Raw genomic sequence first — 15,732 nt, forward strand, 5'->3', positions numbered from 1 at the left:
CGTGGGCAGAGACCTGCTGGCAACACAAATGGCCCCGGTCTGGGAACTGACCGGGGTTTCTGCCAGTCTAAAGGCCAGGACGGACAGCCACATGTTTCGGCCCGGGGGCGGTTGCACCCCCGGCTCATTGACAGGAAGATCACACCGTGACCCAGATTGCCGAGCCGAGCCGCCGCACGACCAGGTCCTGGGGGGCCACGCTGGTCGTCGGTGCCGCCCTCGCCGTGCCGCTGACCCTCACCGCGCAGGTAGCCCTGGCAGAAGAGGCGCCGCTGGAGATCACCGACCAGATCAACGACCGGGCCGGGGTGCTCAGTGGCAGCGAGGCCGAGATCGAGGAGGCGATCCAGGATCTGCGGGACGAGACCGGCCTGCAGCTCTTCGTGATCTATGTCGACGAGTTCGACCGCGCGGACGGCCCTGGCTGGTCCGATGAGACCTACAACCTCAATGGTTTCGACGGCGACGACATTCTGCTGTCGGTGGCCGTCGAGCAGCGCGCCTACGGCCTGACCGGCAGCTCCGCGATCCCCGCGAGCGCCCTCAACGAGGTCGCGAGCAGCTACGTGGAGCCGGCCCTGGGGCAGGACGACTGGGCCGGGGCCTCCATCGCCGCCACGGAGGGCCTGGCCGAGGTGCTGCCGGACGGGGTGAACACGGCCATCGACTCCGGCGGCTCTGGCAGCTCCGGCAGCTCAGGGGGCAGCGGATCCGGCGGCGGTTTCAACATTCCCTGGATGTTCGCGGTCCCGGTCGTGGCCATCGTGGGCTCCAAGGTGATCTCCTCGATGGGCAACAAGAGCGCCCGGCAGAGCCGCGAGCGCGCCGGGCAGCTGCCCGCCGAGTCCAGCCAGACGGCACAGGTCCCCACCCAGGAGCTGCAGCGCGTCGCCGCCGCAGCCCTGGTCGACCTGGACAACTCCCTGCGCAGCGCCGAGGAGGAGCTCGCCTTCGCCGAGGCGCAGTTCGGCCAGCAGCAGACCGAACAGTTCCGGACCGTCCTCGGGGAGGCGCGACGCACCTCCCAGGAGGCCTTCCAGATCCGTCAGCAGCTCGACGACTCCGACAAGGAGGCCGAGCCGGTCGAGCGGAGCATGCTGGGACAGATCATCCAGCTGTGCTCCAGCGCCAAGGCGAGCCTGGACGCCCACGCGGCGGAGTTCGCCGAGATGCGCGCCCTCCAGGACACCGTGCCCCAGTTCCTCGAGGAGCTCGCCGGCCGGGCGCAGGAGGTGCGCGGACGCCTCCCGGTCGCGGACCAGGAGATCCAGGGGCTGGCCGCACGTTATCCGCAGCAGGCCCTCGGGACGGTGCGGGACCACCGGGTCCAGGCCGAGCGGCTCCTGAACAGCGCCGAGGGGTTCGTCGAGGCCGGCCGTGAGTCCGTGGCCACCGACCGACCGTCCGCGGTCGCCGCGGCCCGAGCGAGCGAGGAGGCACTCGGGCAGGCCGTCCGACTCCTGGATGCCATCGCCTCGGCCGACAACGACCTGGCCAACGCCAAGCAGGTGCTCTCCAGGGCGATCTCCTCCTTGACCTCCGATGTCCAGGACGCCCAGCGGCTCGCCCCCAAGGACCCCGTCATCCAGCCGGTCGTCGAGCGGGCTCGCCGGGCGATCGCCCAGGGGCAGAGCGCGGACACCTCCGGCGACCCGCTGGCCGCCCTGGCCACCCTGGACGCCACCGAGCACGATCTGGACACCCTGCTCGATCCCCTGCGCGACGCCGAGAGCAAGCGCACCAAGGTCCGTGAGGACCTCAACGCCCGCGTCTCCCGGGTCGGCGCGCGGCTGCGCAGCATCGACGAGACGATCTCCACCCGCCGCGGTGCCGTCAACAGCGGTGCCCGCACCCGCATCTCCGAGGCGATGCGCCTGTTCGAGCAGGCCCAGCGTCTCACCCGGGACGACCCCCAGCAGGCGGCCAACCTGCTCAACCAGGCCGAGCAGCTCGGCGAGCGCGCCCTCAGCGAGGCGCAGCAGGATCTCGACCGTTGGAACGGCCCGATGGGCGGCGGTGGGCGTCGGGGCGGGATCGACCCCCTGTCAGTCATCCTCGGCGGCATCCTGGCTGGCGGTGGCAACCGGCACAGCGGCGGCTGGGGTGGTGGCGGCGGCTTCGGTGGTGGCGGGGGCTTCGGCGGTGGTGGCGGCTTCGGCGGTGGCGGCGGCTTCGGTGGCGGCGGCTCGACCTCTGTGGGGGGCCGCTTCTGAGATCTCGGCACCCTGATGCGCTTGACTGGACGGAACCAATCGACGGCGTGAGCCGTCATTACACAAGAACTGGCACGACGACCTCGCACTACCTCGGTCCCCACGAAAGGACACTAGGACCATGACTCAGAAGCAGACCATCCTGGGCCGCATCAGCCAGCTCGCGAAGGCCAACATCAACTCCCTCCTGGACCGCGCCGAGGACCCGGAGAAGATGCTCGACCAGCTCGTGCGTGACTACACCAACTCCATCGCCGAGGCTGAAGAGGCCGTCGCACAGACCATCGCCAACGTGCGCATGGCCGAGGCCGACCTGCGCAGCGACGAGGAGACCGCGCAGGAATGGGGTCGCAAGGCTGCCGCTGCCAACAGCAAGGCCGAGGAGCTGCGGGGCCAGGGCGACGCCGCGGGCGCCAGCAAGTTTGAGAACCTGACCCGCATCGCCCTCCAGCGCCAGATCCAGCACGAGAACGACGCCAGCGCCGCACGTCCGGCGATCGAGCAGCAGAACGTCACCGTCGAGAAGCTCAAGGAGGGCCTGGTCAGCATGAAGACCAAGCTCGAGGAGCTGAAGTCCAAGCGCGGCACCCTGGTGGCGCGGGCCCGTTCCGTTGAGGCGCAGGCCAAGGTGAACGACGCGATGCGCTCCATCGACGTCATGGACCCGACCAGCGACCTGGGCCGCTTCGAGGAGAAGATCAAGCGCGAGGAGGCGCTCGTCGCCGGTCGCGCCGAGGCGCAAACGACCTCCATCGAGGACCAGTTCGACGAGCTCGAGGACCACAGCCACGATGCAGAGATCGAGGCGCGCCTAGCTGCGCTGAGGAGCCAGGGCTGACCCGTCCCCAGCCACTCTGGGGCGCCAGCTGACCAGCGCCACGGGCCCGCCGGATCCTTCCGGCGGGCCCGTGGTCGGTCACGACCGCGCCCAGTCGGCGCAGGGCACAGCCAGCCGCCGTGAGCTGGCACCGGCGTGCAGCGCGAGCCGGCGCGCTCGGTGGGGTGACATCTCGCCGGCGCGCTCGGTGGGGTGACATCTCGCGAGTCGGCGCGCTCGGTGGGGTGACATCTCGCGAGTCGGCGCGCTGGGTGGGGTGACATCTCGCGAGTCGGCGCGCTCGGTGGGGATGGAACGCTCCCTCAGCGCGAGTGGAAGCGCCCTTGCGTGGCCTCCAGGCCGGTGTGCACGAGGTCGGTCACGGCGTCCACCCCGTCCCCGATGAGCAGTTCGACCTCGACCCGGTCGCGGGCGGGGAAGTCGGACAGGACGTAGGCGGCCGGGTCCTGCCGCCCCGGCGGTCGTCCGACGCCCAGACGCACCCTGAGGTAGTCCCGCGTGCCGAGTGACTGGCTGATGGAGCGCAGGCCGTTGTGCCCGCCCTCGCCGCCGCCGCGCTTGAGCTTGACCGCACCGAAGTCGATGTCGAGCTCGTCGTGCACCACGACGACCTGCTCCAGCGGCACTTTGTAGAACGCCACCAGCGAGGCGACCGGGCCACCCGAGACGTTCATATAGGTCATCGGCTGGGCCAGGATGGCGCGGGGGCCGGGGGCTCCGCCGGGCAGCGTGCCGAGCCGGATCTCACTGACCCAGGCACGAGACTTGTGCTGCTTGGCGACCACCCCAGCCTGCTCGGCGAGGTCGGCGATCACCATGGCTCCGATGTTGTGCCGGTTGCCGGCATACTTCGGCCCGGGGTTGCCCAGCCCGACCACCAACCAGGGGTCCATGAGTCCTCCAAGAATGACGGCGGGGCCGCCCCGGACGTGGTGTCCGAGGCGACCCCGATCGTATGCCGTGTGGTCCGGCAGGTGCGCCGGTCAGGCGTCCTCGGCCTTGGCCTCGTCGTCGCCCTCGCCCTCGGCCTTGGCGTCCTCTGCGTCGGCGTCGGGCTCCTCGTGCTCGATGCCGACCTCCTCCTCAGCCTCAGCCAGCTCGGCCTCCAGGGCCTCCTCGGAGATGGCCTGGGTGACGTTGACCAGGAGCGCCTCGGGGTCGGTGACCAGGGTGACGTCCGCGGGCAGCTCGATGTCGCCGGCCAGGATCTGGGTGCCGGCCTCCAGGCCCTCGACGGAGACGACGAAGGACTCCGGGATCTTGGTGAAGTCGGTCTCGACGGTCACCTCGGTGTAGTCGGTGGTGACCAGCGTCTCCGGCGCGGCCTGGCCCTCGACGTGGACGTAGACGTCGACGACGACCTTCTCGCCCTTGCGGACGATGACCAGGTCGACGTGCTCGATGGTGCGCTTGATCGGGTCACGCTGGACATCCTTGACCAGGGCCAGGTGCTCCTTGCCCTCGACGTCCAGGCTGAGGACGGCGTTGGTGTGCTTCAGCGCCATCATCGTGTCGTGGCCCGGCAGGGTCAGGTGCATCGGATCGGTGCCGTGGCCGTAGAGGACGGCGGGCACCTTGTCGGCGCGCCGGACGCGGCGGGCTGCACCCTTGCCGAACTCGGTGCGCATCTCGGCGGAGATGGAAAGTTGGTCAGCCATGTCGGGGCCTCCGGGGTTGGTGGTTCATCGGGTGGGGCCTCGACGCGGGGCGCGGCACGACGCGGAGGCAGGGCCGTCAAAGTCGGCACAACCGCGTCGATTCACGGACGCGCCACGTCTTCGTGCGGCGTCCCTCGCCGAGGCAACAGTCGGTCAGTCTAGGTCAGCAGTATGGCCTGAACCAACTTGGGTCCTCCACCCCAATCTGTTCAGCCCCAGCGGCGGGCCACCTCGGTCAGCACACCGGCGGTGCGGGCCGTGGTCACCCCGAGCAGCCGGGACGTGGCCGCGCCCAGCGGGTCGACGTCGCCGGGCACGGCGTGCTCCCACATCTGGTGGACGCTGCGTCCGCGAACGGCGACGGTCACCTTCGGGCCGGAGGCCGCCTCGACGCGCTCCGCAGCCGCTGCCGGGAGCGGCTCGCGCACCAGGGAGACGTAGTGCCGCTGGAGCGGGCCGTGCTCCGCAGCCAGCACCTCGGCATACGAGACGATCTCGCTCAGCTCGGCGAGCCCGAGGACGATGGTCGGCACCTCGAACCCGCGGTCACGGGTGAAGGCCGTCTCCAGCGCGTCCTCGACACGGGCCGTCGAGCGCATCCGGGAGGTGACCCGGACGTTGCCGGTGTTCAGATAGGTGGCGACGTCCGTGAACCCCGCCGCCTCGGTGACCGCACGCAGGTCGTCCTTGGGGAACCTGCGCTTCGCTCCAAGGTTGACCGCGCGCAGGAATCCGACATAGGTGGGCACGCGCGCAACCTCTCAGCTCAGGCGTGACCGTCGAACATGCTGGTGACCGAGCCGTCCTCGAAGACCGCGCGGATCGCCTGGCTGATCAGCGGCGCGATGGACAGTTCGGTGATCTTGTCCAGTGCCCGGGCCTCGGCCGACAGTGGCAGGGTGTTGGTGACGACCACCTCGCGTGCGACCGAGTTGGAGAGCCGCTCGACCGCCGGCCCGCTGAAGATCGGGTGCGTCGCCGCGATGACGACACTGTTGGCGCCGTCCTTCATCAGGGCGTCCGCCGCCTGGCAGATGGTGCCGCCGGAGTCGATCATGTCGTCGACCAGGATGCAGGTGCGGCCGGCGACCTCACCGACGACCCGGTTGGCCACGCTCTGGTTGGGGCGGGTGATGTCCCGGGTCTTGTGGATGAAGGCCAGCGGGGCGCCGCCCAGGCGCTGGCTCCACTGTTCGGCGACCTTGATGCGGCCAGCGTCGGGCGAGACGATCGCCAGCTCCTCCTTGCCGTAGTGCTTCCTGACGTAGGAGCTCAGGATCGGCAGCGCCATCAGGTGGTCGACCGGTCCGTCGAAGAAACCCTGGATCTGCGAGGTGTGCAGGTCGACGGCCATCAGCCGGTCGGCGCCGGCAGTCTTGAACAGGTCGGCCATCAGCCGCGCGGAGATCGGCTCGCGACCACGGTGCTTCTTGTCCTGACGGGCGTAGCCGTAGAACGGCAGCACCACGGTGATCCGCTTGGCCGAGGCACGCTTGAGCGCGTCGACCATGATCAGGTGCTCCATGATCCACTCGTTGACCGGCGCCGTGTGGCTCTGGATGACGAAGGCGTCACAGCCGCGGACGGACTCATCGAACCGGACGTAGATCTCGCTGTTGGCGAAGGAGTAGGCGTCGGTCGGGACCAGGTCCGTGCCCAGGGTGGTGGTGACCTCCTCGGCCAGGCCCGGGTGGGCCCGCCCACTGAAGATCATCAGGTTCTTCTGGGTGGTCTTCTGGATGCCGGTCATGCCTGGCCCCCTTCGGGCTCGGTGGCGGTATGCCGAGTGCCGGCCTGGTCCTGGTCGTGGGCTGTGGCGTCGCTGGGCTCGGTGGGGGCTGGCCCACTGGCACCGGCTGCCGCGGCGGCATCGGCCGTGCCGGTGCCGGGGCGTTTGCGGGCCACCCACCCGTCGATGTTGCGCTGGCGCGCCCGGGACACCGCGATCTGCCCGGGCTCGACGTCGCTGGTGACCGCGGAGCCGGCACCGACATAGGCACCGTCGGCGACGTTCACCGGCGCGACCAGCACGGAGTTGGAGCCGACGAAGGAGTGCCGCCCGATCGTCGTGTGGTGCTTATTGACCCCGTCGTAGTTGGCGAAGATCGTGCCAGCGCCGATGTTGGCGCCCTCCCTGATCGTCGCGTCGCCGGCATAGGTCAGGTGCGGGACCTTGGCACCGTCCTCGATCACGGCGTTCTTGGTCTCCACGAAGCCGCCGATCTTGCCCTTGGCGCCGAGCTCCGTGCCGGGGCGCAGATAGCTGAACGGGCCGACCGTCGCCTCGGGGCCGATCACCGCGAGCTCGGCCTGCGTGCGCACCACGCTGGCGCCGTCGCCGACCTGGACGCTGGTCAACGTCGTGTCCGGACCGATCACCGCGCTCTCCCCGATCGTGGTGGCGCCCAGCAGCTGGGTGCCGGGGCGGATGACCGTGTCCTGCCCGATCGTGACGTCGGCATCGATCCAGGTGGTGGCCGGGTCCACGACCGTGACGCCCGCGCGCTGCCACCGCTCGACGTTGCGCTCGTTGAGGATCCGTCCGAGGGTGGCCAGCTGCACCCGGTCGTTCACGCCCTCGGACTGCCAGCGGTCCTCCACCACGTGGGCACGCACCGCGCGCCCGGCATCCCGCGCCAGGCCCAGGACGTCCGTGAGGTACTTCTCGCCCTGGGCGTTGTCCGTGCCGACCTGCGCCAGGGACTCACGCAGGACCTGGGCGTCGAAGGCATAGATCCCGGAGTTGATCTCCTGGATGTCGAGGGCCGCGGCGTCCTGCCCTCCGGTCTCCCGGGCGGCAAGAGCATCCTTCTGCTCGACGATCCGCTGCACCTGTCCGTCGGTGTCGCGCACGACCCGGCCATAGCCGTGCGGGTTGTCCAGGATCGAGGTGATGACCGTGACCGCGTTGCCCGCCTCCTCATGGGCCCTGGTGAGCGCCTGGAGGGTCTGGGTGGTCAGCAGGGGCACGTCGCCATAGGTCACCAGAACCGTGCCGGTCAGGTCCGCGGGCAGCACCTCCAGCCCGCACTCGACGGCCCGACCGGTGCCCTTGATCTCGTCCTGGTCGGCGATGAGAGCGTCCGGGTCGGTCTCGGTCACGTGCGGGGCCACGAGCTCGCGCCGGTGGCGGACGACCACGGCCAGGTGGGCCGGGTGGGTGCCGCGCGCGGCGTGCATGGCGTGCCCGACCAGGCTGCGCCCACCGATGGGGTGCAGGACCTTCGGGGTCTTGGACTTCATCCTGGTGCCCTCACCCGCTGCGAGGATGATGACAGCTGCCGGGCGGTTCTCGCTCACGCGAAGTCGCTCCCAAGGTCTCGGGGACTAAACACTGCTGGCGGCCCTCGGGGTCACCCAGGTGGATGCTACCCGTCCACCGGGAGTGGTGTCTCCCGGCCCTCGCGCCAGGCGACGAACACTCGCGCGGCAGCGGGGGATCGGTCGATGGGGAATCTCCTGTGGTCGTTCGGCGTTGGAACAGGTGTCGGCCTGTGACGGGACCGCGCCCCGAACCGGAGCGCGACGTGCGTCGCCCCGGGCGCGACCGACAAGAAGGAAGGGTCCCCGCCATGCAGTTCACCGCAGACCAGCTCAGCACCGGTCAGCTCCTCGTCCACCCCCACCACGGCCCGGTGATCTTCGAGGGGACGATGACCCGCGTCGTCGGCGGCGTCGAACGGGCCTACCTGACCCTGCGGGTGCAGCGCACCGACATGTCCGTGTCCGTGCCGGCGGACGGGGCCGCGGAGATCGGCCTCCGGCCCGTCCTGACCGCCGAGCAGGTCCAGGAGGTGCTGGATGAGCTCCGGGCGCCGAGCCTGCCTTTCGACCGACAGTTCTCCCGCCGGATGAAGAGCCAGCAGGACCGGCTGCTGCGCGGCGACCTGCGGGTCACCGCGGAGGTCGTGCGTGATCTCGTGCGCCGCGAGCGGGCCGACGGCCTGTCCCCCGCTGAGAAGGACCTGCTCCGACGGGCCGAGCAGCCCCTGCTCGGGGAGTTCGTGGCGGCGCTCGAGGTCTCCCCCGAACGGGCCGAGGAACTGCTCGTCGCCGCCGTGAGCGGCGAGGAGGTCCCCACTCCTACGCAGCTGTCGCCGGCCGGCTGAGCACGCCGGGCTCCTGGCTCCCGGGCTACTGGGAGCGCAGCTCGGGGGCTACTGGGAGCGCAGCTCGGGGAAGTCGCTGTCGCGCCACTCCGCGGCACGGCCGTCTCCGGAGTTGGCGGGAGCAACCGCCAGCTCCTGTTCCCGCCCGCGCAGCTCGACCCGCCGGATCTTGCCGGAGATCGTCTTGGGGAGCTCATAGAACTCGATCCGACGCACCCGCTGCCACGGCTGCAGGTTCTTCCGGGCGTGGCGCAGGATGGCCAGGGCCGTCTCGCGGGTGGGCTCGTGCCCCGGGGCCAGCGCGATATAGGCCTTGGGCACCGCCAACCGCACCTCGTCCGGGGCCGGCACGACAGCCGCCTCGGCCACGGCCGGGTGCTCGATGAGCACCGACTCCAGCTCGAACGGGCTGATCTTGTAGTCGCTGGCCTTGAAGACGTCGTCGGTGCGGCCGACGTAGGTGATCATGCCGTTGCCGTCCCGCTCTGCCACGTCGCCGGTGTGGTAGAAGCCGCCGGCCATCGCCTCGGTGTTGCGCGCGTCGTCCCCCTGGTAGCCGGTCATCAGCGCGACGGGCGCGGCCGACAGGTCCAGGCACAGCTCGCCCTCGCCCGGGCCCACCACCACCTGGCCGGACTCGACATCCACCAGCACTGACGGCATACCAGGCAGGGGTCGCCCCATGGAGCCGGGCTTGACCCGCTCCCCCGGCATGTTGCCCACCTGTGCCGTGGTCTCGGTCTGGCCGTAGCCGTCGCGCAGGGTCAGCCCCCACTGCCGACTCACCTGGGAGATCACCTCGGGATTCAGCGGCTCGCCGGCGCCGATGACCTCACGCAGTGCGCCGGGACCGCCGGAGAGATCGGCGTTGATGAGCATGCGCCACACCGTCGGCGGCGCACAGAAGGTGGTCACGCGATAGCTCCGGAGCACCTTCAACAGCGCTGCGGCGTCGAACCGCGCGTAGTTGTAGACCATGATCGTCGCCTCGGCGATCCACGGCGCGAAGAAGCAGGACCAGGCGTGCTTGGCCCAACCCGGACTGGAGATGTTGAGGTGCACGTCCCCGGGGCGCACGCCGAGCCATGCCATGGTCGACAGGTGCCCGATGGGGTAGGAGGACTGGGTGTGCTCCACGAGCTTGGGCTGGCTGGTCGTGCCGGAGGTGAAGTAGAGCAGTAGTCGGTCGGCAGGCCCGGTGCCCGGGTGCTCCACCGGCCCTGCTGGCTCGCGGTATGCCGAGTGCAGGTCGGTCCAGCCACTCACCTCCCCGACGCTCACCCGGACGTAGTCCCCGGGCACCTGGTCGAACTTGCCGGCGTCAGCGGGGTTGACCACCACGCACCGGGCACCGCCCCGGGCGACCCGGTCCCGCAGGTCGGCCGGTCCGGCCGCCGTCGTGGTCGGCATGATGACGGCGCCGAGCTTGATGATGCCGAGCATGGTGTCCCACAGCTCAAGCTGGTTGCCGAGCATCACGATGACGCTGTCGCCCTTCGAGACACCCTGTGCCGCAAGGAAGGCCGCGACCTGGTCGGACCGCGTCGCGACCTGGTCGAAGGTCAGCTGCTGGTCGGAGCCGTCCTCCTCGACGACGATCAGCGCCGGTGTGTCGTTGCCGCGCGCGATGGCGTCGAACCAGTCGACCGCCCAGTTCCATCGCTGGCCGACGTCCGGATAACGGAACTCCTCCCGGGCGCGCTCCGGTTCTCCGGCCAGCGCGAGGAGACCGTCGCGGGCTGCGCGGTAGGCGTTCGTGGCATCGGTCAGGTCAGTCATACCGGCAGTCTGTCAGGACTGGCTGGACGACTTCCCGTGGTGGCACCCACGCCAGGGGGCCGTCCCCGACCACTCCGGGACGGAATCAGAGCGCACGGAGCAGACCCACCAGGTCGTTGTCGACGAGGCTGAGAGCGGAGGCCACGGCCATGTGCATGTCGAGGTAGCGGTAGGTGCCCAGCCGGCCCCCGAAGGCCACGCCCGGTTCTGCGGCCGCATGCTCGCGGTAACGCCGCACCAGGGCACGGTCCTGTGGTGTCCCCACCGGGTAGTAGGGCTCATCCTGGCGGGTCGCCAGCCGCGGATACTCCCGCATGATGACCGTCCGGTCCGTCGGGTAGTCCCGCTCCGGGTGGAGGTGCCGGAACTCGTGGACCCGGGTGTAGGCCACCTCGGGATCAGCGAAGTTGAGCACGCTGGTCCCCTGGAAGTCCCCGGTGAGCACCACGTCCTGCTCCAGGTCCAAGGTGCGCCACCGGAGCTCCCCCTCAAAGTCGTCGAAGTAGCGGTCCAGCGGGCCGGTGTAGACCACCGGAAGCTGCCCGACGACGGCACCCTTGCGCACCGGGCTCGCGGAGTCGAGGAAATCGGTGTCCAGGCGCACCTCGATGCGCGGATGGTCCGCCATCCGCGCCACCCAGGCGCTGTAGCCATCGACGGGCAGGCCCTGGTGCCGATCGTTGAAGTACCTCGTGTCGTAGGTGTAGCGCACCGGGAGCCTGCTGATGACCGACGGTGGCAGGTCGCGCGGCTCCGTCTGCCACTGCTTGGCGGTGTAGCCGCGGATGAAGGCCTCATAGAGGGGCCGGCCGATCAGACCGATCGCCCGCTCCTGGAGGTCCCGGGCCTCCCCGCTGCCCAGCTCCGCGGCCTGCTCGCGGATGAGCTGTCGCGCACTGCTCGGGCTGTGCGCCGCCCGAAAGTACTGGTTGATCGTGGCGAGGCTGATCGGCATCGGGAACACCTCGCCACGGTGGACGGTGAACACTCGGTGGGTGTAGTCGGTGAACGCGGTGAACCTCCTCACGTACTCCCACACCCGCTCGTTGTTGGTGTGGAAGACGTGGGTGCCGTAGCGGTGCACTTCGATCCCGGTCTGTGGGTCGACCTCACTCGCCACGTTGCCGCCCAGGCGTGCCCGGGCGTCGATCAGCAGGACCCGCAGCCCGTGCACGGAGGCCGCGCGTTCGGCGACGGTCAGCCCGAACAGCCCCGCGCCCACGACGAGCAGATCCGCGTCCATGCCTGCCTCAGCGCACCGCGACCCTGCCGTGAGCACCGTGCAGCGCCCTGCGCAGCACGCGCTCCAGGCGCCGGAGTCCGCCGAAGGACCGCAGCTGCGGCAGTTCCTCGAGCATCTCGAGGAACCGGTGGCTCCACAGCGCGTAGTCCGGAAACCGCGCCAGCCTCCGGTCAAACCCCCGCTTGCGCCAGGACCACGGCTTGACGCCGGCAAAGTGCAGGCCCCGGGCCAGCTCGATGCTCGGGTGGCCGTAGAACATCGAGTAGCTCGGGTCCAGACTCGTCCAGTTCCCGGACCAGTAGAGCGTGGCTGCCTGCTGATCGGTCCATGGCCACCGGTCCCGCGCCAGTTGGTGCGGCTCGCCCTCGGCGATCCACCGTAGGAAGGCCCGATACGTCGCCATCGAAGGCTTGATCACCAGCAATGAGGCGTTCACGCCATAGTTCTGAACGTCGAAGGCGACGCGGTCGGTGATCTCGCGCGGGACCGGCGCACCAGGCGGGCACACGTCACCGTAGACGTCGTGCCACACCCACTCCCCGGTCTCCAGCGCCGCGGGTCGCGGGATGAGCCGGCCCCGGTGGTCGATATCTGCCATGTGCTCGCGACGCTCGTTGACGATGCCGGCCGGTGCCGGAGCGTGCCACAACCGCTCGAAGTCGCGCACCGGCAGCAGGTCGGCGTCCAGGTTGATGACCTTCTCGTAAGCGGTCCCGAAGTCACCGTCCGGCCCCAGCCGCAGGGAGGCGAAGCGCGTCAGTTCGGCACCGGAAACCCGCGCAGACCCGGTCCTCGGTGCAGCCACCGAAGATGCCGCCTCATTCCTCGGGACACCCAACTCGTCCACCGGCAGCACCTGGTCGTAGAGCAGTCGCAGCGCATCGCGGGCACGGTCCGAGATCTGCTCAGTGACCAGACACACCCGGTCCGAGCAGCTGCCCTGCCGGCGGAGTCCATACGCAGCCATCAGGCACCCGGGCAGGTAGCTGTCGTTGAACATCAGGAAGGTGACGAAGGCACGACGGTGCGCAGGGGGGAGCCCCCGAGGCGTCTGGGTCGCGGCTGTCATGTCCCCGACCCAAGTCCACGGCCTGCCCTACTGCAACAGGTTTCCGGGGCGCACCCACGGCGCCCCGGACCCACAGCACACCCACAGCGCTGGCTCCCCGGGAAGGAATCGAACCTTCGTCGCTAATCCTGATTCAAAGTCAGGCGGCCCCTGCCAGCAGAGCAACCGGGGAACACCCGGCGACATGCACCGGACCGGTCAAGGTTAGGCCAGATCCGGCCCGAGACCCCAGCCGCCCGCGCCGACAAGGCAGAATGGAGCGTGTGAGCCGCCCCGATCCCAAACTGTCCACGCCCGCTGCCCGCCACCGCATGACCGGGCCCCAACGGCGCGAGCAGCTCATCTCGATCGGGCGGAGACTGTTCTCGGAGAAGGGTTTCGAGGGCACCACGGTCGAGGAGATCGCCGCCAAGGCCGAGGTCTCCAAGCCCGTGATCTATGAGCACTTCGGCGGCAAGGAGGGGCTCTATGCCGTCGTCGTCGACCGCGAGATCCAGGCCCTGCTCAACGCGATCACCAACGCCCTGTCCGAGCCGGGCCACCCCCGAGCACTGCTCGAGCGCGCCGCCCTGTCGCTGCTGGACTACATCGAGAACTCCACCGATGGCTTCCGGATCCTGGTGCGGGACAGCCCTCCCGGGCAGTCCACCGGCTCCTTCGCCTCTCTGATCAGCGACGTCGCCAGTCAGGTCGAGCACATCCTCGCGGCCGAGTTCAAGCGGCAGCGCCTCGACCCCAAGATGGCGCCGCTGTATGCGCAGATGCTGGTCGGCATGGTCGCCACCCCCGGTGGGTGGTGGCTGGACTCCCGCAAGATCAAGAAGGAGGACGTGGCCTCCCACGTCGTCAATCTCGCGTGGAACGGGCTGTCCGGTCTGGAGTCCAAGCCGAGCCTGCGGCTGATCAACCCGCGCTAGATCCGCTGCCACATTGATCGGCACGGGAACGGTCGAGGTCGGCGTCGGCACCGAGCTGCTCGCTGGCCCAGCGTGCCCACTGCGCGGTCGCACGGAAACTGTGGATGCCCAACTGGACCGTGAGCCCGAGCGGACCACCGGACGCACTCCCAGTGCGCTCCTGCAGTGCGGCGAACTCCGCCTCGAGATCCTGGACCTTGCCACGCGCACCGGCCTCGGTCTGTCGGAGGACCTCGAGTGCCTCCTCCGGCTCGAGCACCCCGAGGAGGAAGAGTCGCAGGGCATGCTCATTCTTCACGCCTCCGGTCGATGTCGGAGCAGCCATCAGCCAGGCCCGCAGAGCGGTCAGCCCCTCTCCCGTGCAGCGATAGGTGGTGCGTCGTCGCGCCCCACGATCGACGACCTCGACCAACCCCTCCTGGTCGAGTCGGCGCAACTCAGGATAGATCTGGCTGTGCTTGGCATCCCATGCGTAGGCCCCGATGACGTCCGCGAACCGCCCGGCGAGGTCATAGCCACTGCTCGGACGGTCCAGCAGCAGGCCGAGAATCGCGTATCGAAGGGCCATCCCCAGAGCCTATATGACTATCTTGACATGTCGAACTCGACATGTCACTCTCGACACATGGGCTTACCGGTGACTGTCTGCGAGACCGAGGAGGCGCCCCTTCCACGCGCCACGTCGTGGGTCCGCGCACTGGCCGGTGAGCTCGCCCTCGACGTCGGGCTGTCGCTGGCGGCCTTCTGGCTCGCGATCACCGCGGGGTGGGGCACTGTCGGCGCCATCATTGCCGCTGGCGCGGTCGCGGTGGCACGGGCCGCATGGACGGCCATCGTCCGCAGCACCCTCGACACCTCACTGCTGCTGGTCGTGCTGGGCTTCCTGACCTCCCTGCTCCTCGCCCTCGTGAGTGGAGACGCCCGGGTTCTCCTGCTCAAGGGGTCGGCCGGCCTCGTCCTGTTCGGGGTGGTCGCCACCGCGAGCCTCGTGTGGGGCCGGCCCCTGTTGTTCTGGCTGGTGCGGCGCTTCGTGGCGCCCGGAGCCGCGGGACGTCAGCAGTGGGAGGAGCTGTGGCATGGGAGCACACCGTTCCGCTGGTTGTATCGCCGGATCACTCTCGTCTGGGCCATGACCTATCTGCTGGCAGCTGCCGGTCACGTGACTGCGGTCCTGACACTTCCCGTGGAGGTGTCCGCGCCGCTCCTGCGGGCAGCCACTCCACTGCTGAGTCTGGCGATGATCGCCTGGACAGCCTGGTTCTCCGCTCGCGCGGAGCGCCGCCTGGAAGGGCCACTCATGGACGAGGCCGAGGACGCGCCGGCAGAGGACGCGCCCGTGGAGGACGCGTCCGTGTCGTCCTAGTCCTGCTCGAAGGGCGTCAGCAGGCGTCGGAGCAGGGCGGCGAGCTCGTCACGCTCCTGCGGCGACAGGCCGATCAGGAGGTCGCGCTCATCCTCGACGAGGCCGGCCAGGGCACCATCCACGGCTTCCCGACCCTGCGCGGTGAGCGTGATCAGCACGGTGCGCCGATCCGTCGGCGACGCAGTGCGCGCCACCATGCCGTGCGCGACCAGCCGATCGATCCGGTTGGTCATGGTGCCGCTGGTCACCAGCGTCTCGCGGACCAGGTCACCCGCCGACAACTGATAGGGCTCCCCCGACCGGCGCAGAGCAGACAGCACGTCAAACTCCCAGGCCACCAGACCCCACTGGTCGAACGCGTGGCGACGCGCCAGGTCCAGGTGGCGAGCCAGCCGGCTCACCCGCGAAAGGACCTCCAGTGGTGAGACGTCCAGGTCCGGGCGCTCTCGCCGCCAGGCCGCGACGATGCCGTCGACCTGGTCGGGAGCGGTGCGCTCGGTGTCAGCCATGGACTCACTGTAATGAGCCGCACGCTGCCCAACC

The 15,732-nt window shown here is 69.7% G+C and carries 15 protein-coding genes and 1 tRNA gene; 5 read left to right on the forward strand and 11 right to left on the reverse strand.

Annotated features, from left to right (window positions below):
* Window positions 1-146: 146 nt before the first annotated feature.
* Entirely contained in the window at window positions 147-2,213 is a 2,067-nt protein-coding gene (locus DPQ65_RS16330; RefSeq protein ID WP_114907236.1) for a TPM domain-containing protein, read from the forward strand.
* A gap of 121 nt (window positions 2,214-2,334) precedes the next feature.
* Window positions 2,335-3,051 carry a PspA/IM30 family protein gene (locus DPQ65_RS10230; protein WP_114907237.1) on the forward strand — a complete coding sequence of 239 codons (717 nt, stop codon included), beginning with the start codon at window positions 2,335-2,337 and terminating at the stop codon, window positions 3,049-3,051.
* Between the two features lie 302 nt (window positions 3,052-3,353).
* Here the strand turns inward: DPQ65_RS10230 and pth are convergent, their stop codons facing one another.
* The 5 genes from pth to glmU form a co-directional block, all read right to left on the reverse strand.
* The gene (pth, locus tag DPQ65_RS10235) at window positions 3,354-3,944 is read right to left on the reverse strand and encodes an aminoacyl-tRNA hydrolase (RefSeq protein WP_114907238.1); all 591 of its coding nucleotides are present in this window, start codon (window positions 3,942-3,944) and stop codon (window positions 3,354-3,356) included.
* A gap of 90 nt (window positions 3,945-4,034) precedes the next feature.
* A complete protein-coding gene (locus tag DPQ65_RS10240) occupies window positions 4,035-4,709 on the reverse strand; it encodes a 50S ribosomal protein L25/general stress protein Ctc (RefSeq protein ID WP_114907239.1) in 675 nt (224 codons plus the stop codon).
* Between the two features lie 209 nt (window positions 4,710-4,918).
* Window positions 4,919-5,458: a DUF1697 domain-containing protein gene (locus tag DPQ65_RS10245; RefSeq protein WP_114907240.1), complete on the reverse strand. Its 540-nt coding sequence runs from the start codon at window positions 5,456-5,458 to the stop codon at window positions 4,919-4,921.
* A gap of 17 nt (window positions 5,459-5,475) precedes the next feature.
* Window positions 5,476-6,459, reverse strand: a complete 984-nt coding sequence (locus tag DPQ65_RS10250; RefSeq protein ID WP_114907241.1) for a ribose-phosphate diphosphokinase — start codon at window positions 6,457-6,459, stop codon at window positions 5,476-5,478.
* Window positions 6,456-8,009 carry a bifunctional UDP-N-acetylglucosamine diphosphorylase/glucosamine-1-phosphate N-acetyltransferase GlmU gene (glmU, locus tag DPQ65_RS10255; RefSeq protein WP_114907242.1) on the reverse strand — a complete coding sequence of 518 codons (1,554 nt, stop codon included), beginning with the start codon at window positions 8,007-8,009 and terminating at the stop codon, window positions 6,456-6,458. Before glmU ends, DPQ65_RS10250 begins: the two co-directional genes overlap by 4 nt.
* A 272-nt stretch (window positions 8,010-8,281) precedes the next feature.
* Here glmU and DPQ65_RS10260 point away from each other — a divergent pair, with 272 nt between their 5' ends.
* A complete protein-coding gene (locus DPQ65_RS10260; RefSeq protein ID WP_162802155.1) occupies window positions 8,282-8,818 on the forward strand; it encodes a CarD family transcriptional regulator in 537 nt (178 codons plus the stop codon).
* A 48-nt stretch (window positions 8,819-8,866) separates the two neighbouring features.
* Here DPQ65_RS10260 and DPQ65_RS10265 read toward each other — a convergent pair whose 3' ends face one another.
* The 4 genes from DPQ65_RS10265 to DPQ65_RS10280 all read right to left on the reverse strand — a co-directional run bounded on the left by DPQ65_RS10265 (window position 8,867) and on the right by DPQ65_RS10280 (window position 13,081).
* Window positions 8,867-10,597 carry an AMP-binding protein gene (locus DPQ65_RS10265; protein ID WP_114907244.1) on the reverse strand — a complete coding sequence of 577 codons (1,731 nt, stop codon included), beginning with the start codon at window positions 10,595-10,597 and terminating at the stop codon, window positions 8,867-8,869.
* An 85-nt stretch (window positions 10,598-10,682) separates the two neighbouring features.
* Window positions 10,683-11,840 (reverse strand): UDP-galactopyranose mutase, encoded by a 1,158-nt coding sequence (gene glf, locus DPQ65_RS10270; RefSeq protein ID WP_114907245.1) that lies wholly within the window; start codon window positions 11,838-11,840, stop codon window positions 10,683-10,685.
* A 7-nt stretch (window positions 11,841-11,847) separates the two neighbouring features.
* Window positions 11,848-12,909: a glycosyltransferase gene (locus DPQ65_RS10275; protein ID WP_114907246.1), complete on the reverse strand. Its 1,062-nt coding sequence runs from the start codon at window positions 12,907-12,909 to the stop codon at window positions 11,848-11,850.
* A gap of 90 nt (window positions 12,910-12,999) precedes the next feature.
* A tRNA-Gln gene (locus tag DPQ65_RS10280) sits at window positions 13,000-13,081 on the reverse strand.
* Window positions 13,082-13,220: 139 nt separating this feature from the next.
* On the opposite strand from DPQ65_RS10280, the gene DPQ65_RS10285 reads away from it, so the two are divergent.
* Window positions 13,221-13,826, forward strand: a complete 606-nt coding sequence (locus DPQ65_RS10285; RefSeq protein WP_162802186.1) for a TetR/AcrR family transcriptional regulator — start codon at window positions 13,221-13,223, stop codon at window positions 13,824-13,826.
* On the opposite strand, the gene DPQ65_RS10290 is transcribed toward DPQ65_RS10285, so the two are convergent.
* Window positions 13,813-14,394, reverse strand: coding sequence for a PadR family transcriptional regulator (locus DPQ65_RS10290; protein WP_114907248.1), 582 nt, complete (start codon window positions 14,392-14,394; stop codon window positions 13,813-13,815). The genes DPQ65_RS10285 and DPQ65_RS10290 overlap by 14 nt on opposite strands.
* A 57-nt stretch (window positions 14,395-14,451) precedes the next feature.
* Here DPQ65_RS10290 and DPQ65_RS10295 point away from each other — a divergent pair, with 57 nt between their 5' ends.
* A complete protein-coding gene (locus DPQ65_RS10295; protein WP_114907249.1) occupies window positions 14,452-15,189 on the forward strand; it encodes a VC0807 family protein in 738 nt (245 codons plus the stop codon).
* On the opposite strand, the gene DPQ65_RS10300 is transcribed toward DPQ65_RS10295, so the two are convergent.
* Window positions 15,186-15,698 (reverse strand): MarR family winged helix-turn-helix transcriptional regulator, encoded by a 513-nt coding sequence (locus tag DPQ65_RS10300; RefSeq protein WP_114907250.1) that lies wholly within the window; start codon window positions 15,696-15,698, stop codon window positions 15,186-15,188. The two genes, DPQ65_RS10295 and DPQ65_RS10300, sit on opposite strands and share 4 nt — an antisense overlap.
* Window positions 15,699-15,732 lie beyond the last annotated feature (34 nt).

This window comes from Ornithinimicrobium murale, assembly GCF_003352835.1.
Classification (GTDB): Bacteria; Actinomycetota; Actinomycetes; order Actinomycetales; family Dermatophilaceae; genus Ornithinicoccus; species Ornithinicoccus muralis.